Annotated in this window: 26 protein-coding genes, 1 tRNA gene and 1 pseudogene; 15 read left to right on the top strand and 13 right to left on the bottom strand. The window is 65.1% G+C overall.

Annotated elements, in window-relative coordinates:
- Positions 1-700: 700 nt before the first annotated feature.
- Positions 701-943 carry a LysR substrate-binding domain-containing protein gene (locus VGV37_RS26380; protein ID WP_326882785.1) on the top strand — a complete coding sequence of 81 codons (243 nt, stop codon included), beginning with the start codon at positions 701-703 and terminating at the stop codon, positions 941-943.
- 261 nt (positions 944-1,204) lie between these two features.
- Here the strand turns inward: VGV37_RS26380 and VGV37_RS30385 are convergent, their stop codons facing one another.
- From VGV37_RS30385 to VGV37_RS30400, 3 genes and pseudogenes are all read right to left on the bottom strand, one after another.
- On the bottom strand, positions 1,205-1,438 hold the full coding sequence (locus VGV37_RS30385; RefSeq protein ID WP_414638105.1) for a hypothetical protein: 234 nt from the start codon (positions 1,436-1,438) through the stop codon (positions 1,205-1,207).
- Positions 1,435-1,554: pseudogene (locus VGV37_RS26370) on the bottom strand (VirB8/TrbF family protein); the annotation flags it as partial. The gene VGV37_RS30385 and the pseudogene VGV37_RS26370, both read right to left, overlap by 4 nt.
- On the bottom strand, positions 1,555-2,010 hold the full coding sequence (locus VGV37_RS30400; RefSeq protein ID WP_326882787.1) for a hypothetical protein: 456 nt from the start codon (positions 2,008-2,010) through the stop codon (positions 1,555-1,557). It lies immediately after the preceding pseudogene.
- 700 nt (positions 2,011-2,710) lie between these two features.
- Between VGV37_RS30400 and VGV37_RS26360 the strand changes: the two genes are divergently transcribed.
- Entirely contained in the window at positions 2,711-2,920 is a 210-nt protein-coding gene (locus tag VGV37_RS26360; RefSeq protein WP_326882784.1) for a hypothetical protein, read from the top strand.
- A gap of 113 nt (positions 2,921-3,033) precedes the next feature.
- Here the strand turns inward: VGV37_RS26360 and VGV37_RS26355 are convergent.
- Positions 3,034-3,110: transfer RNA gene (locus tag VGV37_RS26355), tRNA-His, on the bottom strand.
- Between the two features lie 188 nt (positions 3,111-3,298).
- On the opposite strand from VGV37_RS26355, the gene VGV37_RS26350 reads away from it, so the two are divergent.
- From VGV37_RS26350 to VGV37_RS26335, 4 genes are all read left to right on the top strand, one after another.
- Positions 3,299-4,489, top strand: a complete 1,191-nt coding sequence (locus VGV37_RS26350; protein ID WP_326882783.1) for a pyridoxal phosphate-dependent aminotransferase — start codon at positions 3,299-3,301, stop codon at positions 4,487-4,489.
- A 77-nt stretch (positions 4,490-4,566) separates the two neighbouring features.
- Positions 4,567-4,905, top strand: a complete 339-nt coding sequence (locus VGV37_RS26345; RefSeq protein WP_326882782.1) for a P-II family nitrogen regulator — start codon at positions 4,567-4,569, stop codon at positions 4,903-4,905.
- A 147-nt stretch (positions 4,906-5,052) separates the two neighbouring features.
- The gene (gene glnA / locus VGV37_RS26340; RefSeq protein ID WP_326882781.1) at positions 5,053-6,462 is read left to right on the top strand and encodes a type I glutamate--ammonia ligase; all 1,410 of its coding nucleotides are present in this window, start codon (positions 5,053-5,055) and stop codon (positions 6,460-6,462) included.
- 245 nt (positions 6,463-6,707) lie between these two features.
- Positions 6,708-7,022 carry a hypothetical protein gene (locus VGV37_RS26335; protein WP_326882779.1) on the top strand — a complete coding sequence of 105 codons (315 nt, stop codon included), beginning with the start codon at positions 6,708-6,710 and terminating at the stop codon, positions 7,020-7,022.
- Positions 7,023-7,137: 115 nt separating this feature from the next.
- Here VGV37_RS26335 and VGV37_RS26330 read toward each other — a convergent pair whose 3' ends face one another.
- Positions 7,138-7,317, bottom strand: a complete 180-nt coding sequence (locus VGV37_RS26330) for a hypothetical protein (protein ID WP_326882778.1) — start codon at positions 7,315-7,317, stop codon at positions 7,138-7,140.
- Between the two features lie 426 nt (positions 7,318-7,743).
- Between VGV37_RS26330 and VGV37_RS26325 the strand changes: the two genes are divergently transcribed.
- Positions 7,744-8,139 carry a septal ring lytic transglycosylase RlpA family protein gene (locus VGV37_RS26325; protein WP_326882777.1) on the top strand — a complete coding sequence of 132 codons (396 nt, stop codon included), beginning with the start codon at positions 7,744-7,746 and terminating at the stop codon, positions 8,137-8,139.
- Between the two features lie 12 nt (positions 8,140-8,151).
- Here the strand turns inward: VGV37_RS26325 and VGV37_RS26320 are convergent, their stop codons facing one another.
- Together VGV37_RS26320 and VGV37_RS26315 are read right to left on the bottom strand one after the other, a co-directional pair.
- The gene (locus VGV37_RS26320; protein WP_326882776.1) at positions 8,152-8,904 is read right to left on the bottom strand and encodes a hypothetical protein; all 753 of its coding nucleotides are present in this window, start codon (positions 8,902-8,904) and stop codon (positions 8,152-8,154) included.
- Positions 8,905-8,948: 44 nt separating this feature from the next.
- Entirely contained in the window at positions 8,949-9,347 is a 399-nt protein-coding gene (locus tag VGV37_RS26315; RefSeq protein ID WP_326882775.1) for an acyl-CoA thioesterase, read from the bottom strand.
- A 74-nt stretch (positions 9,348-9,421) separates the two neighbouring features.
- Between VGV37_RS26315 and parE the strand changes: the two genes are divergently transcribed.
- From parE to VGV37_RS26300, 3 genes are read left to right on the top strand one after another with little or no spacing between them, the layout of a single operon-like run.
- Positions 9,422-11,371 (top strand): DNA topoisomerase IV subunit B, encoded by a 1,950-nt coding sequence (parE, locus tag VGV37_RS26310; protein ID WP_326882774.1) that lies wholly within the window; start codon positions 9,422-9,424, stop codon positions 11,369-11,371.
- Positions 11,372-11,377: 6 nt separating this feature from the next.
- Positions 11,378-11,920 carry a GNAT family N-acetyltransferase gene (locus VGV37_RS26305; protein WP_326882773.1) on the top strand — a complete coding sequence of 181 codons (543 nt, stop codon included), beginning with the start codon at positions 11,378-11,380 and terminating at the stop codon, positions 11,918-11,920.
- Positions 11,917-12,555 (top strand): HAD-IA family hydrolase, encoded by a 639-nt coding sequence (locus VGV37_RS26300; RefSeq protein ID WP_326882772.1) that lies wholly within the window; start codon positions 11,917-11,919, stop codon positions 12,553-12,555. Before VGV37_RS26305 ends, VGV37_RS26300 begins: the two co-directional genes overlap by 4 nt.
- A gap of 22 nt (positions 12,556-12,577) precedes the next feature.
- On the opposite strand, the gene VGV37_RS26295 is transcribed toward VGV37_RS26300, so the two are convergent.
- On the bottom strand, positions 12,578-13,057 hold the full coding sequence (locus VGV37_RS26295; RefSeq protein ID WP_326882771.1) for a hypothetical protein: 480 nt from the start codon (positions 13,055-13,057) through the stop codon (positions 12,578-12,580).
- Positions 13,058-13,229: 172 nt separating this feature from the next.
- Between VGV37_RS26295 and VGV37_RS26290 the strand changes: the two genes are divergently transcribed.
- Positions 13,230-14,888: a Na/Pi cotransporter family protein gene (locus VGV37_RS26290; RefSeq protein ID WP_326882770.1), complete on the top strand. Its 1,659-nt coding sequence runs from the start codon at positions 13,230-13,232 to the stop codon at positions 14,886-14,888.
- 4 nt (positions 14,889-14,892) lie between these two features.
- On the opposite strand, the gene VGV37_RS26285 is transcribed toward VGV37_RS26290, so the two are convergent.
- Together VGV37_RS26285 and VGV37_RS26280 are read right to left on the bottom strand one after the other, a co-directional pair.
- Entirely contained in the window at positions 14,893-16,161 is a 1,269-nt protein-coding gene (locus VGV37_RS26285) for a multidrug effflux MFS transporter (RefSeq protein WP_326882769.1), read from the bottom strand.
- Positions 16,161-17,021 (bottom strand): alpha/beta hydrolase, encoded by an 861-nt coding sequence (locus tag VGV37_RS26280; protein WP_326882768.1) that lies wholly within the window; start codon positions 17,019-17,021, stop codon positions 16,161-16,163. Before VGV37_RS26280 ends, VGV37_RS26285 begins: the two co-directional genes overlap by 1 nt.
- 53 nt (positions 17,022-17,074) lie before the next feature.
- Between VGV37_RS26280 and VGV37_RS26275 the strand changes: the two genes are divergently transcribed.
- From VGV37_RS26275 to VGV37_RS26265, 3 genes are read left to right on the top strand one after another with little or no spacing between them, the layout of a single operon-like run.
- Entirely contained in the window at positions 17,075-18,649 is a 1,575-nt protein-coding gene (locus VGV37_RS26275; protein WP_414638104.1) for a DEAD/DEAH box helicase, read from the top strand.
- A gap of 37 nt (positions 18,650-18,686) precedes the next feature.
- The gene (locus tag VGV37_RS26270; RefSeq protein WP_326882766.1) at positions 18,687-18,944 is read left to right on the top strand and encodes an Lrp/AsnC ligand binding domain-containing protein; all 258 of its coding nucleotides are present in this window, start codon (positions 18,687-18,689) and stop codon (positions 18,942-18,944) included.
- Positions 18,945-18,977: 33 nt separating this feature from the next.
- Positions 18,978-20,243 carry a 3-phosphoshikimate 1-carboxyvinyltransferase gene (locus VGV37_RS26265; RefSeq protein WP_326882765.1) on the top strand — a complete coding sequence of 422 codons (1,266 nt, stop codon included), beginning with the start codon at positions 18,978-18,980 and terminating at the stop codon, positions 20,241-20,243.
- On the opposite strand, the gene VGV37_RS26260 is transcribed toward VGV37_RS26265, so the two are convergent.
- Positions 20,244-20,885 (bottom strand): glutathione S-transferase family protein, encoded by a 642-nt coding sequence (locus VGV37_RS26260; RefSeq protein WP_326882764.1) that lies wholly within the window; start codon positions 20,883-20,885, stop codon positions 20,244-20,246. It abuts the gene before it with no gap.
- A gap of 285 nt (positions 20,886-21,170) precedes the next feature.
- On the opposite strand from VGV37_RS26260, the gene VGV37_RS26255 reads away from it, so the two are divergent.
- Positions 21,171-22,433, top strand: a complete 1,263-nt coding sequence (locus VGV37_RS26255; protein WP_326882763.1) for an ABC transporter substrate-binding protein — start codon at positions 21,171-21,173, stop codon at positions 22,431-22,433.
- Positions 22,434-22,503: 70 nt separating this feature from the next.
- On the opposite strand, the gene VGV37_RS26250 is transcribed toward VGV37_RS26255, so the two are convergent.
- A complete protein-coding gene (locus VGV37_RS26250; protein ID WP_326882762.1) occupies positions 22,504-23,859 on the bottom strand; it encodes a TolC family outer membrane protein in 1,356 nt (451 codons plus the stop codon).
- A 13-nt stretch (positions 23,860-23,872) separates the two neighbouring features.
- Positions 23,873-25,402 carry a DHA2 family efflux MFS transporter permease subunit gene (locus tag VGV37_RS26245; protein ID WP_326882761.1) on the bottom strand — a complete coding sequence of 510 codons (1,530 nt, stop codon included), beginning with the start codon at positions 25,400-25,402 and terminating at the stop codon, positions 23,873-23,875.
- Positions 25,403-25,421 lie beyond the last annotated feature (19 nt).

Here is a 25,421-nt window from a genome sequence, read left to right as displayed (position 1 = left end):
GGCATGAACGAAACCTGGGAATAGCTTAATCAAGACGCCAATCTGTCCGAACGAACGGGGCCAGCTCTGACTACACCCCTTAGCGGCCTCATCGCCCTGCGGATCTCGTTCGACCGCAGACGGTATTCGCCGGACGCTTACCTTGCTCAGCCAGAAGCGCGTGGCGTCCGGCGAAATCGGTTGGACGGTTATGCCGCGCCGCTCGGTCAACGGGATGCCCGGCCACAACCAAACGGTCGACGTCTTGGCGAGCAGGAGCCTGGGCCGCGTAGACTCGCGACAAGGCCCCTGCACGATCGATATGATCTGCATTAAGGACCCTCGGGAATGTCGAGCAAAAGAAAACCGCCGGCGGCGTTAGCCCGCGGCGGTTATCGAGTGACGGCGGAAGCGCGATCGAACGCGGCTACGCCATGTTGGGCTATTTGACCGACTTAATTCCGGAGGGTCAAGTGAAATCGAACAAATAGTGAACATTTGTCATGTCGGCACTCAGACGCACTGATCCGAGGCATAGTTGCCGAGGAGGAAGGATAGGGGCTGGACATCCATAAGAAAGAATGGCGCAGAGCAGCGGAAAAGCGACGGATTGCCTCAGTCGTCGTGGCGCTGCCGTGTAGAACCTGGCCCATAGTGCCTCCTGCCATTCTCGCGAACAGAATGCACCATCAAATGCCGGGACTAAACACCTAGAGCAACTTTGATCCGCAGCCCTCGCCGCCAGATCGGCCTGGTGCGTGCCGGCTTCGGCATCGCGCTGTTTCCGGAATCGAGCCTGTTGAGCCTGAACACCGAGGGCCTGCTGACACGCCCTCTCGCCGGCCCCGCCACCGAAATGGAAATCGTCGGCGTCTGGCTTGCGGAAAATGCCAATCCCGCGCTGCGCCGTTTCCTGGAGACGATCACACTTGCCGTTCGCGAGAGCCAGGGCCAGGGGTCATAGGGGCGAGTTCCGTCGCTGTTTCCGTCCGCTTTGACTGCGCCCGAAACCCTCGATCCGCCCGTAGTGAACTGCTCCAGCATCGCCGGGATCAGCTGTTCGGGCGACGGATTTGAGTAGCTCGCCCGGCTCGAGCGCGATGTCGGTGACGTGGACCGGCGCCACATAGATCTGGTAGAGCGCGCCGTCGGCATAGGGGAACACCTGCACGGCATTGACGTAGCCGTCGCGGATCGGATCGACCTTGGCGGCGGCATTTGCTCGCTAGACCCGTCGGGCTGGATCCGTCGCTTCCGGCGGCGGTGTCTCGACCGCGACCGGCTTCAACTCCCCCGGCAGAGGCAGAGGCTCCGGCAGGCTGACGACTTGGACCGGCTTCGGGGGTTCCGGCTCCAAATGAGCAGGCTGTGGATCGTCATAGGCGATGGTCGGCGGCTTCTCTGCACAGGCCGCAAGCGCCAAGGCACAGACGGAAGACAGCGGCAGCAAACGAGTCATGGAACACCTCCCAGCTCACGGGCCCAGGAAATCGCATCGATATAGATGCCGAGCGGGTTCTGCCGGAGCCGCTCTTCGGTATGGGGCGTCTGAATGACGACGGTCAGGATCGCCGACTAGCGCTCCGCCGGCAGCGGCGCGCCCTCTTCGTAGGGATGTTTGGAAAGCAGCGTGGAAAAGTGACCCAGCATCCGGGGTGAACAGCGTCCAAATATTGGACGCTGAAAGCGGGTCCCGATTCCGCGCTGATTGACGACTTTACCCTTTCCGTTGAACCGCCGCTGACCACCGTCTCTCCAGGCCCCCGGGCCGCCGAGGGCCTTTCGGTGGCATCGGTTCGCCTGCCGGCCATTGCGGATCGCCAACAGATCGTCGTGCGGACCGGACCACAGACCGTCGATGTCAGAGAATTCGATCGTTGGGCCGAACCTTTGGATCTGATGACGCAGCGGACGCTCAGCGCCGATCTCGCGCTGCGCGGCGGGCGGCGGCAGCGGGTCGTCGATTCGCCGACGACCCCAGGCTGCCACGAAAACCCTGCTGCTTGAGGCGGCGCCACAGCTCGGCGCCATTACCGGCCGCTTCCACCGCCTTATGGACGGCGCGATTGATCCGGCGGGTCGAGGCCGGCTCGGCAACGCTGCGACCAGGAACAGCCAACGATGGGGCGGCTTGATGTTCTGCCGCTTGCCCACGCGCCACTAAAACCGCAGCGGCTCGAGCAGTTGCGGCGACAGCATCGCGTTGCGGTCCTTGCGCTGCTTGTGGGAACATCGGATCTTCCTCTCGAGCTAAAGGGCGACGCTTCATGCTCGGAGCCCGACCCGGACCCGTTCAACCTCTCATCGCCGCCTATGAATGCACCCGACCGCGACCCAAGTTCCCATCCCGCGCAGCGGGTTCATACACGGGTGCGAAGCAGAAGTTCGGATTGCATCGGAAAGCGTCCAGCCGAGGCCAGCGCCGTCAAATCGCCTGTCCTCGGACGGCCATTTGGCGGTCATGACCAAACTGGTCCGGCAACCTGGATTTTTGGAGTTTCCGGACAAATTGATTGTCGGACGGGATTGCGGACAAAGAGAGCCGCGATGCTGGGCATCGGCTGCGCGAGCGTGCCGAGAGCTCTCATAGGACGCGCGGGAACGAAGATTCTCTGTTGATGGCTCTCGCGTTGCAAGCACGATTTGATGATCTGACGTTTGGTCGGGTGCAGTCTTCTGTCCGGCCTATGGAGGCACAGCCGGCGTCGTCGATCGCATAGTCGATATCCAGGTGCGCCTCCGCTCCACGAGAGAAGAAGCGCGCAAGTACGTCGGGGTCTACGTGTCGGGTCGGTACAACTACCAAGCCTCCATCTCGGTGACGCTGGTCGAAAACGGTAAGAAGACGAAGAAGCTTCAATACCTGGGCTCATTCGACACGGCCGAGTTGGCGGCGATCCCGTACGACGATGAGGCAAAAAATATCCGGGTCGGCGGCTGAATTTTCCTGAGCCCGCCAATGAGGCACCAGCCGAGTCACATACAGCAACTTACATGCAGACAGGCGCCCAAAAGAGAGCATGACGTTAAGTACTTGATCTGTAAGGGGCAGTTTGGGGCGAGTGACCGGATTTGAACCGGCGACATCCAGAATCACAATCTGGCGCTCTAACCAACTGAGCTACACCCGCCGCACTGGAGGCCGCTTTCTAGTCCAGCGCCGCAGCGCCCGTCAAGCGGGCGAACTCATCGAATGCGCATGGGAGGCGCGCAACCGCACCGAACCACGGGGCACCGACCTCCGTCCGCCCCCGGTTGCGGACCCGATCGCCGGTCTATAGCGTGGCCCGAAGTAACGAAACGGGTGCGGGAGGGCGCGGTGGACGAGACGGCATTGACGGTCGCGGCACGGATGGGACGGCTCGGCACCGAGACCGCGTTTGAGGTGCTGGCACGGGCGAAGGCGCTGGAGGCCCAGGGCCGATCGATCGTCAATCTCGGCATCGGCCAGCCGGATTTCGCGACCCCGGGCCATATCGTCGAGGCCGCCGCCAAGGCGCTTGCCGACGGGCACCACGGCTATACGCCGGCCCAGGGCATCCCGGAGTTGCGCCGGGCCATTTCCGCCGACCTCCATCGACGCCATGGCGTCACCGTCGACCCGGCCCAGGTGCTGGTCGTTCCCGGCGGCAAGGTCACGATGTTCTTCGCCATCACGATGTTCGGCGAGCCCGGTGCCGAGATCATCTACCCGAACCCCGGCTTTCCCATCTACGAAAGCGTCATCCGTTTTTCCGGTGCCACGCCCGTGCCGCTGCCGCTGCGCGAGGCGACAGGCTTCGCGCTCACGGCCGACGACGTGCTGGCCCGCATCACCCCGCGCACGCGCCTGCTGATCCTCAACAGCCCGGCCAATCCGACCGGCGGCGTGGTGCCGAAGGCCGAGATCGACAAGCTGGTCGCGGGCCTGGCCCGGCATCCGCATGTCGCGATCATGAGCGACGAGATCTATGGCGAGATGGTCTATGACGGCGCCGAGGCCATCAGCCTGCTGACCTATCCGGAAATCGCCGATCGGCTGATCCTGCTCGACGGCTTCAGCAAGACCTACGCGATGACCGGTTGGCGGCTGGGCTATGGCGTCTGGCCGAAGGCGCTGCTGCCCCATGCCGAGCGGCTCGCCGTCAACAGCCATTCCTGCGTCAATGCTGCCGCGCAATGGGCCGGCATCGCGGCACTCGAGGGACCGCGCGAGCCGGCGCTGCACATGGTCGAGGCCTTCGCGGAGCGTCGCGGCCGGATCGTGGCCGCCCTCAATCGGCTGCCGGGCGTCAGCTGCGTCATGCCGGGCGGCGCCTTCTATGTTTTCCCCAACATTTCCGGGACCGGCCTGGACAGCAGGACCCTGCAAGCGCGACTGTTGGACGAGGCTGGCATCGCGACGATCGCCGGCACCAGCTTCGGTGCCGAGGGCGAAGGCTATCTGCGGCTCAGCTACGCCGCCTCTCTTGAGGCGATCGACGAGGCCGTGAAACGATTTGGCGATTTTCTGGCACGCGCCGCAGGCTAGAAAACGAAACTGGCACGGGTCATGCTTTGAACCCTGGCGATGTAGCCCCAACCCGTATGGCGCCAAGAGGAGTAACGATGAAAAAGGTCGAAGCCGTCATCAAGCCGTTCAAGCTGGACGAGGTGAAGGAAGCGCTGCACGAGGTCGGGATCAAGGGGATCACCGTTACCGAAGCGAAGGGTTTCGGCCGTCAGAAGGGCCATACCGAGCTCTACCGTGGTGCGGAATACGTCGTCGACTTTCTGCCGAAGGTGAAGATCGAGGTCATCATGGAGGATGCGCTGGTCGAGCGCGCCGTCGAAGCCATCCAGCAGGCCGCTCACACCGGCCGGATCGGCGACGGCAAGATCTTCGTGAGCCCGGTCGACGAGGTCATCCGTATTCGGACAGGTGAACGGGGCAACGACGCCATCTAAATCAAAAAAGCAGCACTTCGCCCAAAAATTAGGCAGAGTGACTGCCTCATTCAACCGCCGGCAACGGTCGCGCGGACAGGCCGATGGTCTGTGTTCCGTTGCCGGCGCTTTCCATACCAAGTCTGCTTTCAAGGAAGGAACCTGCAGATGTCCGATGTCGAAAAAATCCTCGAGATGATCAAGGAAAACGAGGTCAAGTACGTTGATTTCCGCTTCACCGACCCGCGCGGCAAGTGGCAGCATCTGGCCCACCACATCCGTACGGTCGATGCCGATCTGCTGACCGGCGGCATCATGTTCGACGGCTCGTCGATCGAGGGCTGGAAGGCCATCAACGAGTCCGACATGGTTCTGATTCCGGATCTGTCGACCGCCGTGATGGATCCGTTCGCGGCCCAGACCCAGCTGATCATCACCTGCGACGTGGCGGAGCCCGGCACGGGCCAGGCCTATAGCCGCGACCCGCGCTCGACCGCCAAGCGCGCCGAAGCCTATCTGGGCTCGACCGGCATCGGCGACACCGCCTATTTCGGTCCGGAAGCCGAATTCTTCGTGTTCGACGACGTCCGCTACAAGGTCGGAATGAACAGCGCCGGCTACGAAATCGACAGCGACGAAGGCCCGTACAACAGCTTCACCAAATATCCCGACGGCAACACCGGCCATCGCCCGGGCATCAAGGGCGGCTATTTTCCGGTCAATCCGGTCGACAGCGCGGTCGATCTGCGCGCCGAGATGCTGACGGTCATGGAGGACATGGGCCTCAAGGTCGAGAAGCACCATCATGAGGTGGCCCCGAGCCAGCATGAGTTGGGCGTCGAGTTCAACACGCTCGTCAAAAGCGCCGACGACATGCAGGTCTACAAGTACGTGGTGCACAATGTCGCGCACCAGTACGGCAAGACCGCGACCTTCATGCCAAAGCCGATCAAGGGCGACAACGGCTCGGGCATGCATGTGCATCAGTCGATCTGGAAGGACGGCAAGCCAGCCTTCGCCGGTTCGGGCTACGCCGACCTGTCGGACACCGCGCTCTATTACATCGGCGGCATCATCCGCCATGCCAAGGCGCTGAATGCCTTCACCAACCCGCTGACCAACAGCTACAAGCGGCTGATCCCGGGCTTCGAGGCGCCGGTCCTGCTGGCCTACTCGTCGCGCAACCGCTCGGCGTCCTGCCGCATCCCCTACGTATCGAGCCCGAAGGGCAAGCGCGTCGAGGTGCGTTTCCCGGATCCGGGTGCGAACCCATACCTGGCATTTTCGGCGATGCTGATGGCCGGCCTGGATGGTATCCAGAACAAGATCCATCCGGGCGAGGCGATGGACAAGAACCTCTACGACCTGCCGCCGGAAGAGCTGAAGAATGTGCCGACCGTCTGCGGCTCGCTGCGCGAAGCACTCGACAGCCTCAAGGCCGACCACGACTTCCTCCTGAAGGGCGACGTGTTCACCAAGGACCAGATCGAAGCCTATATCGAGCTGAAGTTCCACGAAGTGCATGCGTTCGAGCACACGCCGCATCCGATCGAGTTCCAGATGTACTACTCGGTCTGATCGAACCAACGAGAGGTCGGGCCAGCGGGCAACGCGGGTCCCCCCAGACAGGGAAAGCCTCGCCGGGAAACCGGCGGGGCTTTTTCTGCCTCAATTTTGACCTTGGACCGAAAGATCCCGCCCGATCAAGGGCTTGCCATAGCCTCCGCGCCATCTCCTCGGAAGCGAGGGAACAGGTGGCGCTCCCAGCCGTTTCTCCTGCATGCAGCGGCTTCAGCCACTGCCCGCATTCGAAGGAGCTGAAAATGGTTAAGGGCTTTGCCGCCGGTGTCGCCTGTCTGTTGCTGACCGCCACGGTCGCACAGGCCCAAGACACCAGCACGACCACGACCCAGGTCACGACCCCCGGCACACCGATCTACAACAATCTGACCGGCCAGCGGATCGGTACGACCCCGTCGACGACCCGCACGACGACCCGTACCGACCAGGTCGTGCCGGCGGTGCCGACGGTGACCGAGCGGACGACGACCTATACGACGCCGGCTCCGATCATCGTGGCGCCCCCCGCGACCCAGACCACGACGGTCCAGCGCACCACGACCGTAACCCCGCAGTAACGTCGGGCGCGCAAGAAAAGACCCCCGCCGAAGAACCCGGCGGGGGTTTAGTTTGTCTTGGGGGGATCGCCGCGCTTGGAGGGGACCCGCGCGCGGCGGGGCGGGTGTCAGGAAGTCAATGCGTCTTGTTCAACGGCGCCGAGGCCGAATGAGTTCCATGAACGAAGCGATCGCGCACCCGATCCATCAGGTGGCGCAGATCCGCTTCGGCGACCGCGTCGCGTGCCATCAGGGCGCGCACCATCGGGTCGGCGATCAGGTCGTTGAGGTTGGGCTCGTCACACTGGCATCGCATGATGCACACTCCCCTGATCCGAGCCCTCCGATGCCGTCCCCGCGACGAGCATCCAGCGAACTCTCAATGAACGTAGAGTGCCCGCGCTCCGCGGCGAGTACTTGGCGGATATGAGGCGTTTTGAAGGCATCACGTATCATTCTACGTGCCGCCGGTTTCAATCATCTCCAGGAAACAGTAGGGCAAAAATGAAGTCCTGTTCTGTGATCATTCTCACAGCGGAGTAATTCGCCCCAAAAACGCCACGAGCGTGACATTGATGAGGCATTTTCCTCGAGTGCCGGAACATTGCCACAATCATGTTCGTTGATCTCCCTGCAACCTTCAGAAAATCCCCGTGCCGACACGTGGAAATAAAAGGAATCAAGGGTGAACTCGAAGCGTATTACGACCCTTCTTATAGCCATGGTCGCAGGATGCTCGACAATGGCGACGGCCTTCGCTGCAGAGACTTCGGCAAAGAGCCCGACGTCTCGACCGGTGATCGGAAAAGCGTCGTATTATGCCCATCATTTCGTGGGCAAGAAGACTGCCAGCGGCGAGCGGATGAACCCCGATCGCTTGACGGCCGCCTCCAAGACGCTGCCGCTCGGCACGAAGGTCCAAGTGACCAACCTGGAAAACGGCCGGATCGTTCATGTGACCATCAACGACCGAGGGCCCTATGTGCGCGGCCGCGTCATCGACCTGACGCCCCGTGCCGCCGACGAACTGGCGATGCGCGCACACGGCGTAGCCCGGGTCGAAATCCGGCCGGAGACCAGCCCGGTCCAGGAAGCGGATGCCGCGACGCCTGCCTCGGGTCCGCCCGCAAACGACTAGAGCGCGACCAGATCACGCCGCGCCGGGATGGCGTCCGGCCCGCTGCGGCAGGGCGACGATGCACAGGATGATGAAGACGGCGATGACGCCCGAGGCCAGCGGGCGGCTAAGCGCCATGCCCCCGTCGCTCACCGGCTTGTCGAGCAGGTCGCCGACGGTGGCACCGAGCGGGCGGGTCAGGATGAACGCGGCCCAGAACAGCAGAACGCGCGAGATGCCGGTCCAGTAATACAGCGCCACGACGATGGCCAAGCCGCCGCCGAAGGCCAGCGCGCCGCCGCCATAGCCCAGTTGGTCGGTATCCGCCGCCCAATCGCCCAGCGCCGTGCCGAGGGTCTGCGAAAAGGTGATCGCCGCCCAATAGAACGCTTCGATCCGTGGCGTCGTCACGGTGTCGACCGAGATGGTGCCCGCCGAACGATACCAGACGCCGAGCACGATCATCAGGCACGCCAATAGCGACGCCGAACCGCCGGTATAGCCGATACCGAGCGAGCGATCGGCGAAGTCGGCCATCGTCGTGCCGAAGGTCGTGGAGGCGACGATGGTGGTCCAATAGAGAAAGGCATGGAATCGCTTTGCAGCGATTTGTGCCGTGACGAGCGCGATCAGCAGCATCAGGAATAGGGCCGTGCCGGCGAGATAGCCCCAATCGAGCGTCATGGTCACCGTATCGCCGCCGGTCTCTCCCAGGGTCGTCGCGGCGATCTTGATGATCCAGAAGACCAGCGTGACTTCCGGCACTTTGCTGAAACCCGCTTGCATCGCTCTATCGATCCCCTGTGGCGTCCGAATTATAGGCGAAATCGTTACAGATCGACCGGCCGCGGATGCCGATTGCCGTCGATCGCGACATAGGTGAACACGCCCTCGGTCACCTTCAGCATGCCCGCAACGCCGAGCCGCGACACCCAGGTTTCGATCCTGACGTTCATCGAGGTTCGCCCGACGCGCTGGACCTCGGCATAGCAGCGCACCCGATCGCCGACCAGGACGGCCCGATGGAATTTCATCGCCTCGATGGCGATGGTGGCGACCCGGCCCTTCGCGCGCTCGGTCGCGGGAATGCTGCCGGCCAGATCCATCTGCGACAACAGCCAGCCGCCGAAGATGTCGCCGGTCGGATTCGCATCGCCCGGCATCGCGATCGTGCTCAACGCCGCTTCGCCCATGGGCGGCGTCTCGTCGGCGGAATCCTTGTGATTCATAGGGATGCTCCGGTTTCTTTCGGCGGGTTCTGGGGCGGCTTGCCATGGGCTTCAACGCCCCTATAGTGCGGTCCATGGTGGACCTATTCGATTCGACCGCACGCAAGACCGACAGCTACTCTGCCAAGGATATCGAGGTTCTGGAAGGTCTGGAACCGGTACGCCGGCGGCCGGGCATGTATATCGGCGGCACCGATGCGCGCGCGCTGCATCACTTGGCCGCCGAGGTGCTCGACAATGCCATGGACGAGGCCGTCGCTGGCCATGCCAGCCGGATCGAGGTCGAACTGGCGGCCGACCTGTCGCTGACGATCCGCGACAATGGTCGTGGCATGCCCGTCGATTCGCATCCGCGCTTCCCGGACAAGTCAGCGCTCGAGGTCATCCTGACCATGCTGCATTCCGGCGGCAAGTTCGGCGGCGACGCCTACAAGACCTCGGGCGGCCTGCACGGCGTCGGCATCTCGGTGGTGAATGCGCTCTCCGACCGGCTGGTGGTCGAGGTGGCGCGCGACAAGCAACTCTACCGCCAGGAATATTCGCGCGGCGCGCCGCTGGGACCGGTCGTCAATATGGGGGCGGTCGCCAACCGGCGCGGCACCAGCGTCACCTTCCATCCCGACGCCGACATCTTCGGCGGCGGCAGCCAGCTCAATCCCGGCACGCTCTACCGGATGTGCCGGTCCAAGGCCTATCTGTTCAAGGGCGTCGAACTGCGCTGGAGCTGCGCCGAGGGCATTCCGCTGCCCGATGGCGTACCCGACAGGGAAGTGCTGCATTTTCCGGGCGGCCTCGCCGACTACCTGGGCTCGGTCATCGCGGAGCGATCGACCGTAACCGCCAATCCCTTCGTCGGCGAGGTCGAACTCGCCGACCATGCCCGGGTCGAATGGGCGATCACCTGGCCCGAGGATACCGACGGGTTCGCGTCCTACTATTGCAACACGATCCCGACGCCGGACGGCGGCACGCACGAACTGGGCTTGCGCGCCGCCCTCACCCGCTCGCTCCGCGCCTATGGCGAGTTGGTCGGCAATCGCCGCGCCAGCATCGTCGCGGCCGAAGACGTGGTCGGCGGGGCCGCGATCATGCTGTCGCTGTTCATGCGCGACCCGCAGTTCCAGGGCCAGACCAAGGATCGGCTCGTCAGCCAGGAGGCGCAGAAGCTCGTCGAGCAGGCCGTCAAGGACCGGTTCGACCACTGGCTGTCGGACGATTCCGCCTCGGCGAAGCTGCTGCTCGAAAGCCTGGTCGAAAAGGCCGAGGAGCGCCAGCGTCGCAAGCAGCAGAAGGAACTGCAGCGCAAGAGCGCCACCCGCAAGCTGCGCCTGCCGGGGAAGCTGGCCGACTGCACGCGCGACAGCGCCATCGGCACCGAGATCTTCCTGGTCGAGGGTGACAGCGCCGGCGGCTCGGCCAAGCAGGCGCGCCAGCGCGATACCCAGGCCATCCTGCCGTTGCGCGGCAAGATCCTGAACGTGGCAAGCGCCACCGCAGACAAGCTGAAGGCCAACCAGGAACTGTCGGACCTGGTGCTGGCGCTCGGCTGCGGCACCGGCAAGCACTACCAGGAAGACAAGCTGCGCTACGAGCGGGTCATCATCATGACCGATGCCGACGTCGACGGCGCCCACATCGCCTCGCTGCTGATGACCTTTTTCTATCGCGAGATGCCGAGCCTGATCGAGAACGGCCACCTGCACCTGGCCCAGCCGCCGCTCTATCGCATCACCGCCGGCGAGACCCGGATCTACGCCCGCGACGACGCGCACAAGGACGAGCTGCTGGCAACGACCTTCAAGAACAAGAAGGTCGAGATCAGCCGCTTCAAGGGCCTGGGCGAAATGCCGCCGTCCGATCTCAAGGTCACGACCATGGACGCCGCCAGCCGCACCCTGCTGCGCGTCGGCCAGCAGGATGTGCGCACCCCCGATCTGGTCGAAAGCCTAATGGGCCGCAAGCCGGAGTTGCGCTATAACTTCATTCAGGAAAACGCCCAATTCGCGCGGGATCTGGATATCTGAGCCTCGATGACCTCTGGCCGACCCCTCTGTGCTGAGGCACCTGCTTCCATCGCCCAGGCGATTTCGCCGGATGTCGAAGCGCAGATCCTCGCGCTCAACAATGCCCATGCCATCGAATTGTCGCTGCTCCAGCCGGCACGGTTGAGCACCCTGGTGGACGGGGCGTTCTATGCGCGCCGGATCGGCGCGGCGGAGGCCTTCCTGCTGGCGTTCGACCAGGATGCCGATTACGACAGCCCGAACTATCTGTGGTTCCGCGAGCGTCTTGCCCGCTTCGTCTATATCGACCGCATCGCGGTCGCTGCCGAGGCCCGGGGACGAGGCTATGCCCGGCAGCTCTATGCCGATCTGATCGCGAGGGCCGAAGCCGCCGGGCACGACCAGGTGGTATGCGAAGTGAATGCGCAGCCGCCCAATCCAGCATCGGACGCGTTCCACGCCGCCCTGGGTTTCGTCGCGGTCGGTCGGGCCGAGATTCATGGCGGCAGCAAGACCGTCCGCTATCTCACGCTGGCGATCCACCCGGCGGGACCAGAGGTGACGCCATGACAGTTTCTGCGGGGCCGGTCGAGCCGCTTGCCAAGCCCGTCTTCATCCTGGACGTCGGCGGCGTGCTCGTCCGCCACGACAATGGGCTGCTGTACGACCGCCTGGCCGCGCGCTGCGCCGATCCATTCGCCGCCCGGCAGAAGCTGGTCGACGCAGTCCATGACGAAATCATCGGCACCGGGCATCTGAGCGTGTTCGAGTTACATGCCCGGCTGGTGTTCGATTACGATTTCTCAGCCACCTACGAGGCTTTCCTCGGGATCTGGAGCAGCCATTTCAGCGAAGAACCTGATATGGAGCCGGTGGTCCGTGCGCTCGCCCGGCGCCATCGGGTCGTCCTGTTCTCCAACACCAATGCAGCCCATTGGGCGCATGTGACGGCCTATTATCCGACCCTGGCCCACAGCCATCATGCCTACCTGTCCTACGAGCTGGGCCTGATCAAGCCCGATCCGGCGTCGTTTCGCCGCGTGCTGGAACTCGAGGATTGCCGGCCGGACGAGGTGGTGTTCGTCGACGACCGCGCCGACAATGTCGCGGCCGCCCAAGCCCTGGGCATGGACGCCATCACCTTCACGGCTGCCGCGCCGTTCCGTGCCGCCCTCGCCGACCGAGGCATCACGCTCGACCTTTGAGCGCGATGCCTCCCGAGCACGATCACGACTTCTTCGGCTTGTCCTTTTCGTTGTTGACGGCGGCCAGCACGAAGGCGTGGGCATCGGCGACGTCCTTGGTCGCTTTGGCGCGCCAACCGAGCGCCGCCTTGTCGTCTTCCTCGGCATTCAGATCGCGCGTTGCGCTTTCGATCAGCGCCTGGGCTTCATGCAGGCGATCGCGATGGGAGACGTTGGCATCGATCGGCGGGTGGTCGTCGAGCGATTTTCCGTCGTCGATCGAGGCGCGCTTGATCTCGGCCATCGCCTGATCGATGTCGCCGGCGGCCGTGACCGAGAACTTCTTGGCCGGGGTGTCGTCCGGCACCATCAGCAGCGCCCGGGCCAGGCGCAGATCGGTAAGGGCCTTGGTATATTGCGGATGCGCGGTCGCGACTGCCGTCTGGGCCCGGGCGGTGAACGGCGCCGCAAGCGCCAATCCGGCCACCAGGACCGGCAAGAACTTCGTGGATTGCTGCAGCATGGATGAATGCTCCTTTCAAGTTTGAACCTCCCGAAGATCGCCCGAACCGGCTTGAAGGATCCGTGACTTCCGTGAGTCCAACGCCCCGCTTCTGGTCGAAAACGGGTTCCATTTCGCGACGCCGGTCTTACACTAGGGATTCCGCCCTCGGACGATCGGAGCCCCAATTCTCTTGGACACGACCTTGACCTTCATCGACCTCGCCGGGTCGATCGCCCTGCTCCTCTGGGGCGTTCACATGGTGCAGACCGGCATTCAGCGGACCTTCGGCCCGGATCTGCGGCGTATCCTGGGTGCGGCGCTCGGCAATCGGTTCAAGGCGTTTCTGGCGGGGCTGGGCGTCACGGCCATCCTGCAGAGCAGTACGGCGACCGGCCTCATGGTTTCGTCGTTCGCCGCCGGCGGCTTCATCGATCTGGTCTCGGGCCTGACCGTCATGCTGGGCGCCAACGTCGGCACGACCCTGATCGTCCAACTGCTGTCGTTCGACGTCTCGCGCGTCGCTCCGCTGTTCGTGCTGATCGGCGTCATGATGTTCCGGCGCGGCACGATGACCCGGACCCGCGACCTCGGTCGCGTCGGCATCGGGCTGGGCCTGATGCTGATCGCGCTCAGCCAGTTGCTGCACGTCCTGACCCCGTTCGAGGACGTACCGAGCCTGCGGATCCTGCTGGGCATGATCGCGACCGTGCCGATCGTGGCCGTGCTGCTATCGGCGGCGCTGACCTGGCTCGCCCATTCGAGCGTCGCGGTCATCCTGCTGATCATGTCGTTCGCGGCCAAAGGCGTGATCCCGCCGCACGCCGCCTTCGCCCTCGTGCTGGGCGCCAATCTGGGCACGGCGATCAATCCGGTGCTCGAAGGCGCCAGCGGCAACGATCCGGCGGCCAAGCGCCTGCCGCTCGGCAACCTGCTCAATCGCGTGATCGGCTGCGCCGTCGCCCTCGCCTGCCTCGACTGGATCGGACCGGCGCTGGTTTCCATCGAACCCGACGCCTCGCGTGCCGTGGCCGATTTCCACACCGCCTTCAATCTCGCGCTGGCCGTGCTGTTCTTCCCGGTACTGGAACCGTTCTCCCGCCTCCTGCGCCGGTGGATTCCGAACCGGCTCGAGGCTGCCGATCCGTCACTGCCACTCTATCTGGACCCCGCCGCGCGCGAGCTGCCGTCGGTCGCCCTCGCCGGCGCTTCGCGCGAAGCGCTGCGCATGGCCGACGTCTTGGAGGCAATGCTGCGCAGCGCCGCGGATGCGCTGGAAAAGGGCGATCGGACCAAGATCGCGGAGACCAAACGGATCGACGACACGCTCGACGGGCTCAATACGGCGATCAAGGAGTATCTGACCGCGTTCGACCCGGATTCGATGGCGAACGCCGACAATCGCCGCCTGCTCGAGATCCTGACCTTCGCGACCAACATCGAACATGCCGGCGACGTGCTGGACCGGGACATCATGGGCATCGTCGGCCGCCAGCTGAAGCGCGGGTTGAAGCTGTCCAAGGATGGGCAGGCCGAGATCCTGGGCATGATCGACCGGCTGTGCCGCAACCTGCGATCCTCAGCCGCCGTGTTCATGACCGAGGACGCACGGACAGCCCGCCTGCTGGCCGACGAGAAGGAAGCGTTCCGCGACATCGAGGCGGCGGCGACCCAGGCGCATTTCATGCGCCTGCGCAACGGCGGCGGCGCCACGGCGGAGACGAGCTCGCTGCATTTGGACCTGATCCGCGACCTGAAGCGGGTCAACGCCCATCTGGTTGCAGCCGCGGCCTATCCCGTGCTGAAGGAACAGGGCGAGCTGCTGCGCAGCCGGGTCCGCACCGAAGGCTGACGGCTCAGTGCACCATGTCGGCGACGCTGGCGATGCCGCCCGCGGTCGGCTGGAACAGCCGTCCCCGCTCGGCCACCAGCACCGCGACCAGAGCCAGGGTGCTGCACAGCGCAAAGCCGAGCGTCAGCGGCACCACCGTGCCGTCGAAATGCTGGCCGACGTAGAATCCCACCAGCGCGCCGCCGACGGTGCTGACGAAGCCCTGGATCGATGAGGCGGTCCCGGCGACATGGCCGAGGGGCTCCATCGCCATCGATCCGAAATTCGGACCCACCAGGCCGAAGCAGAACATCATGCAGGATTGCAGCAAGGCGAAGCTCCAGATCGTCTCGTAGCCGCTGAGCGCGATCACCGCATGCACCGTCGCCACGACGATGTAGCCGATCAAGGCGGAGTGCGAGATGACGCGCGTTCCGAATCGGCCGACGATGCGCGAATTCAGCAGCGAAGAGAACGCCATGAACACGGCGATCATCGCGAAGATCGTCGTGAACATCCGCGGCGCCTGGAAGACGTCGACGAACACCTGCTGGGCGGAATTGATGAACCCGACCAGGCCGCCATACATCAGGGTCATGCCGCACATGTAGCCGACCGCGACCCGGCTGGTCAGGGTCAGGCGGAACGCGGCCAGCACGCTCGCGACCGAAGTCGGCGTCCGATCCTCCTCGTGCAACGTCTCGGGCAGGCACAGGGTCGCCCAGACCAGTACGGCCGTTCCGAACAGGGTCAGGCCGACGAAGATGCCGCGCCATGGCGCCACCAGCATGATCGCCTGGCCGATCGAGGGCGCCAGGATCGGCACCGCCAGGAACACGATGAAGGCGAGCGACATCACGCGCGCCATCTTTCGGCCCGAGTAGCAGTCGCGCACGATCGACACCACGAGCACGCGCGACGAGGCGGCGGAGATGCCCTGCAGGACGCGGGCGATCAGCATCATCTCGAACGAGGTCGACAGCGCCGCCGCCAGGCTGAAGATGGCATAGAAGACCAGCCCGCCCAGCAGGATCGGCTTACGGCCGAAATGGTCGGCGAGCGGACCGTAGAGGATCTGCGCCACGCCGAAGCCCAGCAGGTAGGCGGTGATGATCCATTGCCGGGCATTCTCGGTCGGGATGCCGAGGGAATCGCCGATCTGCGGCAGGGCCGGCAGCATGGTGTCGACCGCGAGCGCGTTGACCGCCATGATCGCGGCGATCAGCGCCACGAACTGCCGGAACCCCATGCCCGGATGCGGGCCGGCGACGACGGTCGTCGAGGCGATGGCCATCAGGTCGTCAGCCAGTCGAACATCGCGCGGTTCACCATGTCGGGCTTCTCGAGCGTCGTCAGGTGCCCGGACCGGGCGATGATCTGGAATTCCGATCCCGCGATGCCGTCCGCCAGCTCTTCGTGCAGCACCACCGGCGTCAGCTGATCGTCCTCGCCGACCAGCACCAGGGTCGGTACCTTGATGTGCTTGAGAAACGGCCGGCTGTCCAATCGGTTCATGATCGCGATCTCCTGGCGAATGAACGCCGGCTGACCGACCCGGGTTGCCATGTCGACCACGATCGTGCTGAGCGGCGGAAATTGATGGTCCTTGTGCAGCAACAACGGCAGCAGGCGCGGCGTCACACCCTTGAACTTGCCACGGTTCGCGAGGTCGATCAGCGCCTTGCGCCGCTCGGTGAGTTCGGGGGTGTCGGGCCGGGCCGAAGTGTCGAACAGCGCCAGATGAGTGACCCGCTCCGGCGCCTGGCGCATGATCTCGAGCGCTACATAGCCGCCCATCGACAGTCCGGCCAGAGCGAAGCGGTCGGGCGCGGCCGCCAGCGCATCGCGGGCCATGGCAACGATCGAGTCCGAGCGGGTCAGGTCGGCGATCGTGACATCCGCGATATCGGCCAGCGCCTCGCGCTGGAATTGCCAGAGGGCGTCATCGCACAACAGCCCAGGTAAAAGTAGGAGCCGTTGCTTTTCTGCCATGGAAGCCTCCCGCTGCCCCCGCCACTCCAGGACTGGAGCCGGGACCGAGGCGCCATGAGACGGGGCGGCGACCGCGAGTTCAACGAGGAATCGATGTCCGCATGGCTGGGCTTCCTGGGAAGAGCCATCAACTGCTTTGACTTTTGGCGCAAACCGGACCAATTACAGCGCTATTCATGCTCGCACACTTGTTTGAACCGGGGATCGAAACGCCCTTGACCGATTTTGCTGACCTTGGTCTCTCGCCGGACCTGCTGAAGGCTATCACCGACGCCGGCTACACCACGCCGACGCCGATCCAGGAGCAGGCCATCCCCTATGTTCTCCAGGGGCGGGACGTGCTGGGCTGCGCCCAGACGGGCACGGGCAAGACGGCGGGCTTCACGCTGCCGATGATCGACATCCTGGCTTCGGGCCGGGCCCGGGCACGGATGCCGCGCACGCTGATCCTGGAACCCACGCGCGAATTGGCCGCCCAGGTCTCGAACGCGTTCGAGACCTACGGCGCGCAGCACAAGCTGACCATGGCCCTGCTGATCGGCGGCGAGAGCTTTTCCGACCAGGAGCGCAAGCTGGATCGCGGCGTGGACGTGCTGATCGCGACGCCGGGCCGCCTGATGGACCTGTTCGACCGCGGCAAGATCCTGCTGTCGGACGTGCGCATCCTGGTGATCGACGAAGCCGACCGCATGCTCGACATGGGCTTCATTCCGGATATCGAGCGCATCGTCTCGCTGCTGCCGAAGATCCGCCAGACCCTGTTCTTCTCCGCGACCATGCCGCCGGAGATCCGGCGCCTCGCCGATGCGTTCCTGACGAACCCCAAGGAAATCACCGTCGCCCGCCCGGCGACGACCGCGATCACGGTGACCCAGTCGGTAACCGTCGTCTGGGCCGAGGAAAAGCGCCGCCTGCTGCGCAAGTTCATCGAGACCGAAGACGTCAAGAACGCGATTGTCTTCTGCAACCGCAAGCGCGATGTGGACGTCCTGCACAAATCCCTGGCCCGCCACGGCTTCGACGCCCTGCCGATCCACGGCGATCTGGCGCAGTCGCTGCGCACGGCCACGCTCGACAAGTTCCGCGCCGGCGAAGTCCGCATCCTGGTCGCGAGCGATGTCGCCGCCCGTGGCCTCGACGTGCAGGGCTTGAGCCATGTGTTCAATTTCGATGTGCCGATCCATCCCGAGGATTACGTCCATCGCATCGGCCGCACCGGCCGCGCCGGCAACCAGGGCCGCGCCTTCACCATCGCCACGCCCGAAGAAGGCAAGGCGCTGAAGGCGATCGAGCGGCTGACCGCGAAGGAAATCCCCGTGTTGACGGTCGAAGGCTTCGAGCATCCGGAATTCGACGCCGAGGACGCGCCGCGTCGTCGGAGCCGCGGCGGTCGGAGCGAGCCCGCGGCAGGACGGGGCGAACGCCCCCGCCGTGGTTCCAGGCGCGAGACCCCGGCCGCAGATGCCCCCGTCGAAGCGGTTGCGGCACCGGTCGAAGCGATCGAGCAGGAAGTCGCCGCCGAGCGTCCGGCCAAGCGCGAGCGCAGCCGGGACCGCGATCGCAAGCCGGTGAAGCACGAGCCGCGCACCGAGACACGGTCGAGCGGCCCCGCCCCGATCCAGATGGGCGGCCCGACCGGCACCAGCGCCGGCGCGACCGTAACACCGATCTCGAACGCCCGCGGTCATCGCCGCCGCGACGAGGACGACGACGAACGCGTGGTGGGATTCGGCGATCATCTGCCCGCCTTCCTCGCCCGTCCGGTGAAGATCAGCGCCCGCGGCGCCTGATTTCCGGCCTTCCAAGATCGTCCGAGGCCTGCAGCCCATGAAGACCATCTTCGTCAATGTGAAGTGCGAACTCGGCAAGGCCTATATCGTTGCCGACGAGTCCGTGCAGGAGATCGAGCAGGTTTCCGAGGTCTATTCGACCTCGGGCCAGTGGGACCTGATGATGAAGTGCTACCTCGACGAGGACACTGACATCGGGCGCTTCGTGACCGAGAAGCTGCAGACCCTGCCGGGCGTCAAGGACACCTTCACGGTCATCGCCTACAAGGCGTTCTCGGAAGACAAGTCGCACTAACACCGCTCGACGGCATTGAAAGTCGGAATGCCGATGCCCCACCCTTTCCTCGACCGCACCCAATTGACGATCAACCCGCCGATCGGCGCGTTGCGGGGGCGCGTGGCGCCGCCAGGTTCGAAATCGATCACCAACAGGGTGCTGTTGCTGGCGGCGCTGGCGAACGGCACCAGCCGGCTGACCGGCGCGCTCAAGAGCGACGACACCGCGCGGATGGTCGAGGCGTTGCGCGAGATGGGTGTCGAAATCGCCGAGCCGGATGCGACCAGCTTCACGGTGACCGGCGACGGCCGGCTGCGGGCGCCGGCGCGCCCGCTGTTCCTGGGTAATGCCGGCACGGCGACCCGGTTCCTGACCGCAGCCGCCGCGATCGTCGACGGGACCGTCGTGGTCGACGGCGACCCACATATGCGCAAGCGGCCGATCGGCCCGCTGGTGACGGCGCTCCGGGCGCTCGGCGTCGAGGCTTCGACGGCAAACGGCTGCCCGCCGGTGACGATCAAGGGCCGTGGGGGCCTCGATGCCGGCCGGGTCGAAATCGACGCCGGCCTGTCGAGCCAGTATGTCTCGGCCCTGCTGATGGCCGCAGCCTGCGGCCGTGGCCCGATCGACGTCGCGCTGACCGGAACCGAGATCGGCGCCCGCGGCTATGTCGACCTGACGCTCGCGGCCATGGCGAGCTTCGGCGCCCGGGTCGAGCGGACGAGTCCGGCGGCCTGGCGGGTTGCCCCGACCGGCTATCGGGCAACCGACTTCGTCGTCGAGCCGGACGCCTCGGCCGCGACCTATCTCTGGGCGGCAGAGGCATTGACCGGCGGGTCGATCGATCTCGGCACGCCGGCCGACGCCTTCACCCAGCCCGACGCGCGCGCCTACGAACTCATTGCCGCCTTCCCTCACCTGCCGGCCGTCATCGATGGCGCGCAGATGCAGGACGCGGTGCCGACCCTGGCCGTGCTGGCCATGTTCAACGCGACGCCGGTCCGCTTTACCGGCATCGCCAACCTGCGCGTCAAGGAGTGCGACCGGGTCGCCGCACTGGCTACCGAACTGTCGCGGATCCGGCCGGGCCTTGGCCGCGAGGACGGCGACGACCTGATCGTCGCCGCCGATCCCTCGCTCGCCGGACAGCGCCTGCCGACCCGGATCGAGACCTATGCCGACCACCGCATCGCCATGAGCTTCGCGCTGGCCGGCCTCAAGCTGCGCGGAATCAGCATCCTCGATCCCGGCTGCGTGGCGAAGACCTACCCCGGCTACTGGCAAGCCCTCGCCTCGCTGGGCGTGACCTTCGACTGATCAGGGTAATTCCACGCTCGCGTGCGGGTCGATGGCATAGGCATATTCCTCATCGAGGAACCCCGGCTGCACCCTGACGCGATCGATCCAGGCTTCGAAATGCGGATAGGGTGCCGTCGAAATCCCGGCATCCGCTGCCAGATGCGCGTAGGCGAAGACCGAGATGTCGGCGATCGAGTAGCTGTCGCCGGCCACGAACGGGCGGGTGCCGAGTTCTCTATCCAAAATCGCCAGCGCCTTTTGCCCTGCCGCTTCCTTCGAATTGACCAGCATGGCCGGCCGGGCCGGACGCTTTCCGGTCAGGGTCCAATAGCGCAGGCTGCCGATGGTGCTCTGCACGTAGTCGGCCTCGAACGAGAGCCATTGCAGGACCTTGGCATCGGCGAACGGGTCCGTCGGGCGATAGGCCGTGCCGTGCGCCAGGTAGCAGAGGATGGCGTTCGACTCGGCCAGCACCCGACCGTCCTCGAGGCGGATCGCCGGCACCGCGCCGGTCGGGTTGATCGCCAGATAATCCGGGGTCTGCCCGCGGCCTTCGAAAATGCTGACGATTTCCGTGCGATACGGCATCTGAAGGTGACGCAGAAGCTGGCGCACTTTCCAGCCATTCTGAGACGGCAGGTAGTCGTAGAAGGTGATCATGGCAGGTTGCACCGGTGAGGTTGAAAGGATGGTTCAATTCGCCTGAACTGCCCGCACGTCGCCCCCCGGAACTTGCTCTGCAATTCGATGTCTCCCCCCGCCATGCGATCCGAAAAGGATGCGTCGCTGCGCCATACCACTGATGCGTCGTTTTGTGTGATGATTGCGCCCATCCTGCTGGCCGACCGTGCTGCGCGCCAATCAAGCCATAAGAAACCACGGTCAAGACGGGAGCAGGAGAACCGCCCGCGAATGACTCAGGGTGGAGCGATTTTGGGAGGGGACATGCACACCATAGCGAAACGGACGTTCGGTCTACGGGTCGGGCTGCTGGCCACGACCGCCATCGCCGGCAGCTTGGCCATGCCGGCTTGGGCACAGACCAAGGAACCGATCAAGATCGGCATCATTTCCGAGGAATCGGCGATCGCTGGTGCCGGTATCAGCAAGGGCGCCCAGATGGCGGCCGACGAGATCAACGCGGCCGGCGGCGTCGACGGGCGCAAGATCGTGCTGACGATCTATGACGACCATTCCTCGTCCACCGACGCGGTACGCGCGTTCCAGCGCGCGGTCAGCGAAGACAAGGTCAGCGCCGTCATCGGCACCTACATCAGCGAAGTGGCTCTGGCGCTGCAACCCTGGTCGGCCCGCCTGCACGTTCCCTTCATCACCACGGGCGCCGCCAGCAACGACATCAGCAAGCACGTCCATGACGACTATGCCCACAACCGGTACACGTTCCACGAATGGATGACCTCGGCCTTCATCGCAGATTCGGTCTGTGACTCCACGAAGGCGCTGGTGCTGTCGAAATACAACGTCAAGACGGCGGTGATCTTCAGCGAAGATGCCGCCTGGACCACGCCCCTCGACGCCGAGTACCTGAAATGCCTGCCCAAGGTTGGGGTCAAGGTGCTCGATCACATCCGCTTCTCGCCGGATACGACCGACTTCACGCCGATCTTCAACAAGATCGAAGGCGAAAAGCCTGACGTCATCGTGACCGGCATCAGCCATGTCGGCGTCCAGCCCACCGTGCAGGCGGCCCAGCAGCAGGTGCCCATCCCGATGCTCGGCCAATCGTCGCAGGCGACTTCTGGCACGTTCTGGAAGGATACGAACGGCGCCGCCGCCGGCGTGATCACCCAGTCGGCTGCAGCGCCGGGCGCGACCCTCACGCCCAAGACGCAGCCCTTCATGGAAGCCTATTCCAAGCGGTTCGGCGAGCCGCCGCCGTATACCGGCTTCTCGACCCACGACGCGGTGAACGTGGTGGCCGAGGCGGTGAAGCGCGCCGGTTCGAGCGATCCTGAAAAGCTGGTCGATGCGATCGAGAAAACCGACTATGTGGGCACGATCGGCCGGGTGCAGTTCTATGGCAAGGACAGCGAGTTCACCCATGCGATGATCTACGGCCCGGACAACGTCACCGGCGTCACCCTGCAATGGCAGGACGGCAAGCAGGTCACGCTGTGGCCGAAGGCCGGCGCGGGCGCGGAGATCAAGCTGCCGGCCTACGTCCATCTCGAACCGACCAAGAGCTGAGGCCTGCTGTCGACCTATGGCCCCGGCGATGCGCTCGCCGGGGCCATAGCCTTTCCGAAGGGCCGCACGGTCATTCCGCTGCCGGTGGCATCGTCCCGATCCACTTGTCCTTCACCTGGTCCAGGTGCCGCGTCGGATCGTAGCTGTCGACCGCCAGACCCAGCGCCTTCGGCGTGAAGGTTCCGGCCGCCAGCTCCAGTCGAAAGCTCGCCTCGTAAGTGTCATGCTGGGCCGCGACCAGGTTGACTCGGCTCGAAAACAGCTCCTGCTCCGCATTCAACAGGTCGAGGCGCGTGCGAGTGCCGGCCGTGACCTGATCGCGGGTCGTGCGCTGCGCCACCTGGTTGGCCTCGATCTGGGCCTTGAACTGATCCTGTTGGGCGCGAGCGGCGACGAGGCGGTTCCAGGCCGCCGTCACCTGCCGGGCGACATCTCGCTCGGTCTGCAATTCGATCTTCTGTTCCTGGGCGACCGCTTCGCGAGCGGCACGGATTTCGGAATAGGTATGGCCGGCCTCGTAAAGCGGCACGGACGCCTGCACCCCGACCGTCGCGGAATTCAGCCGGTTGCCGCGGGTGAACACGTCGTCCTCATGCTGCAGGGCGCCGACCGCGTCGACCCTCGGCAGCAATTGGCCGCGGAGGACATCGACCTTCTGCCCCGCCGCCTCGATGCGCTGACGGGCGGCGAGCAGGGCCGGATGCTGCGTCGCGGCGACCGTCTGGGCGTCGGCCTCGTTCGCCGGCAATGCGCCGAGCAGGGTCGGCGGTTCCAGGGCGCCCGGATCGCGCCCGACGATCGACTTGAAGCTCGCCCGCGAGGTGGCGAACCCGCCTTCGGCCGCCAGCCGGCTCGCGACCGCACCTTCGAGGCGCGCCGCTGCCTGGGACGTATCGGTCTCGGTCGCGGCGCCGGCCTGGAAGGTCGAGCGGACATTGCGCTCGTTGACCGACAGCACGTCGACCAGGTTCCGGCTCAACTCGACCAGCCTTTGATCGCGATAGACGTCGAGGTACGCCGCCGCAGCGCCAAAGAGCTGCTGCTGCTCGACGTCGCTCAGTTCGGCCTGGCCGGCACCGATCTCGGCCTTCGCTTGCGCCACGCCGGCGACCGTGCTGCCGCCGCGATAGAGCGGCTGCAGGATCTGCAGCGCCACGTTCCGGGCGGTCAGCCATTGATCGTGGTTCGGCACGAACACGAATTCCTGGGGACCGCGCGTGATCGACGTGGTCAGACTGACCTGGGGCCGCCAACCGGACATCGCCTGCGACAGGCGCTCGTCGGTGCCGCGAAGTGCCAGGCGCTGCGCCTGGATGGTGGCATTGCCGGCATAGGTGTCGGCCAGCGTGTCGCTCAGGCTTTCGGCATGGCCCCGCTGCGCCAGCAACGACAGGGCGACGAAGGGCAAAGCCCAGGCTTTCAGCATGAAATGGTCCTCATCAATCCATCGCTGCCGCGGCCGCGTGGGGATCGGGCGCGGCGCTCCGCGGCTTGCGCAACAGCAGCACCAGCGGCATGGCCAGAACGCTGACGATCAGCATCAGTTTGAACGCGTCCAGATAGCCGATCAGCGTCGCCTGGCGGGTCAGCTCGGCGTCGAGCGCCGCGCGACCGGCGAGCGTCGCCGGGTTCCAGAAATGGTCGAACGGCGGGGCCTGGAGCAGCCGGTTGAACGGAGTGATCCGCGTCGCCAGATCGGCGTGGTTGACCTGGGTTTCGCTGGTCAGCAGGCTGAAGACGACCGAGATGCCGATGCTGCTGCCCAGGTTGCGCATCAGGCTGAACAGGCCCGTGCCCTGCGCCCGGTCGGCCGGCGCCAGGGTGCCGAACGTGTTGGTGCTGAGCGGCACGAAGATGAGGCCCAGGCCCGCCCCCTGGATGAACCCGCTCTCGATCAGCGCGCCTTGCGAGACGTCCTGGGTGAAATGGGTCATCTGCCACAAGGCCAGCGTGGTCAGGCTGAGCCCGCTCAGGATCAGCAGGCGCGCATCGACCCGGCCGACCAGCCGCCCCACCACGAGCATCGCCAGCATGGTGCCGACGCCGCGCGGCGCCAGCACCAGGCCCGCGGTCACGACCGGATAGCCCATCAGGGTCTGCAGGAACGGCGTGAGCAGTGCCAGCGTGGCCAGCAGGATGATGCCGACCACGAAGATGAAGCCGATGCCGGTCGCGAAATTCCGGTCGCGGAACAGGCGCAGCGGCACGAAAGGGTTCTTGGCCGTGAAGCTGTGCACCAGGAACAGGTAGAACGCGACGGCGGAGACCGTGGCCTCGGTGATGATCTCGATCGAACTGAACCAGTCGAGCTGCTCGCCCCGGTCGAGCATCATCTGCAAGGCGCCGATCGCCAGGCTGAGCATGCCGAAGCCGAACCAGTCGAGCTTGGCCGCGGCATTGCGCGCGGTCTCGCTGAGGAAGGTGGAGAGCCCGATGAAGGTCAGGATGCCGATCGGCAGGTTGATGTAGAACACCCAGCGCCAGTCGTAATGCTCGGTCAGCCAGCCGCCGAGCGTCGGACCCAGGATCGGTCCGACCATGACGCCGACGCCCCACATGGCCATGGCGGAACCCTGCTGCTCGCGCGGGTAGATGTCGAGCAGAACGGCCTGGCTCAGGGGCACGAGCGAGGCGCCGAACACGCCTTGCAGCAGTCGGTAGAGCACGATCTGCGGCAGCGACGTCGCGATCGCGCATAGGATCGATGCGACGGTGAAACCCACGACCGCGACCAGGAACAGCCGTTTGCGGCCGAACCGGCCGGCGAGCCAGCCCGTCGGCGGCGTCATGATTGCGGCGGCCACGATGTAGGAGGTCAGCACCCAGTTGATCTGGTCCTGGGACGCCGACAGGCTGCCCTGCATGTAGGGCAGCGCCACGTTGGCGATCGTCGTGTCGAGCGCCTGCATGATCGTCGCCAGCATGACGCAGACCGTGATCGCCGCGCGATGGGGTGTTTTGGCCGTCATCGGCGCTACCCCGCCCGGC

This window comes from Aliidongia sp. (genome assembly GCF_035943795.1).
Taxonomy (GTDB): domain Bacteria; phylum Pseudomonadota; class Alphaproteobacteria; order ATCC43930; family CGMCC-115725; genus Aliidongia.
The sequence above is the reverse complement of the archived record's forward strand: the minus strand, read 5'-3'. Positions and strand labels throughout refer to the sequence as shown.

Excerpts from the sequence above, each read along its gene's own strand:
- VGV37_RS30385 (WP_414638105.1), bottom strand. The coding sequence starts at position 1,438 with ATGACTCGTTTGCTGCCGCTGTCTTCCGTCTGTGCCTTGGCGCTTGCG.
- VGV37_RS30400 (WP_326882787.1), bottom strand. The coding sequence starts at position 2,010 with ATGGCGCCGAGCTGTGGCGCCGCCTCAAGCAGCAGGGTTTTCGTGGCA.
- VGV37_RS26345 (WP_326882782.1), top strand. The coding sequence starts at position 4,567 with ATGAAAAAGGTCGAAGCCGTCATCAAGCCGTTCAAGCTGGACGAGGTG.
- glnA (WP_326882781.1), top strand. The coding sequence starts at position 5,053 with ATGTCCGATGTCGAAAAAATCCTCGAGATGATCAAGGAAAACGAGGTC.
- VGV37_RS26335 (WP_326882779.1), top strand. The coding sequence starts at position 6,708 with ATGGTTAAGGGCTTTGCCGCCGGTGTCGCCTGTCTGTTGCTGACCGCC.
- VGV37_RS26330 (WP_326882778.1), bottom strand. The coding sequence starts at position 7,317 with ATGCGATGCCAGTGTGACGAGCCCAACCTCAACGACCTGATCGCCGAC.
- VGV37_RS26325 (WP_326882777.1), top strand. The coding sequence starts at position 7,744 with ATGGCGACGGCCTTCGCTGCAGAGACTTCGGCAAAGAGCCCGACGTCT.
- VGV37_RS26320 (WP_326882776.1), bottom strand. The coding sequence starts at position 8,904 with ATGCAAGCGGGTTTCAGCAAAGTGCCGGAAGTCACGCTGGTCTTCTGG.
- VGV37_RS26315 (WP_326882775.1), bottom strand. The coding sequence starts at position 9,347 with ATGAATCACAAGGATTCCGCCGACGAGACGCCGCCCATGGGCGAAGCG.
- parE (WP_326882774.1), top strand. The coding sequence starts at position 9,422 with ATGGTGGACCTATTCGATTCGACCGCACGCAAGACCGACAGCTACTCT.
- VGV37_RS26305 (WP_326882773.1), top strand. The coding sequence starts at position 11,378 with ATGACCTCTGGCCGACCCCTCTGTGCTGAGGCACCTGCTTCCATCGCC.
- VGV37_RS26300 (WP_326882772.1), top strand. The coding sequence starts at position 11,917 with ATGACAGTTTCTGCGGGGCCGGTCGAGCCGCTTGCCAAGCCCGTCTTC.
- VGV37_RS26295 (WP_326882771.1), bottom strand. The coding sequence starts at position 13,057 with ATGCTGCAGCAATCCACGAAGTTCTTGCCGGTCCTGGTGGCCGGATTG.
- VGV37_RS26285 (WP_326882769.1), bottom strand. The coding sequence starts at position 16,161 with ATGGCCATCGCCTCGACGACCGTCGTCGCCGGCCCGCATCCGGGCATG.
- VGV37_RS26270 (WP_326882766.1), top strand. The coding sequence starts at position 18,687 with ATGAAGACCATCTTCGTCAATGTGAAGTGCGAACTCGGCAAGGCCTAT.
- VGV37_RS26265 (WP_326882765.1), top strand. The coding sequence starts at position 18,978 with ATGCCCCACCCTTTCCTCGACCGCACCCAATTGACGATCAACCCGCCG.
- VGV37_RS26260 (WP_326882764.1), bottom strand. The coding sequence starts at position 20,885 with ATGATCACCTTCTACGACTACCTGCCGTCTCAGAATGGCTGGAAAGTG.
- VGV37_RS26255 (WP_326882763.1), top strand. The coding sequence starts at position 21,171 with ATGCACACCATAGCGAAACGGACGTTCGGTCTACGGGTCGGGCTGCTG.
- VGV37_RS26250 (WP_326882762.1), bottom strand. The coding sequence starts at position 23,859 with ATGCTGAAAGCCTGGGCTTTGCCCTTCGTCGCCCTGTCGTTGCTGGCG.
- VGV37_RS26245 (WP_326882761.1), bottom strand. The coding sequence starts at position 25,402 with ATGACGGCCAAAACACCCCATCGCGCGGCGATCACGGTCTGCGTCATG.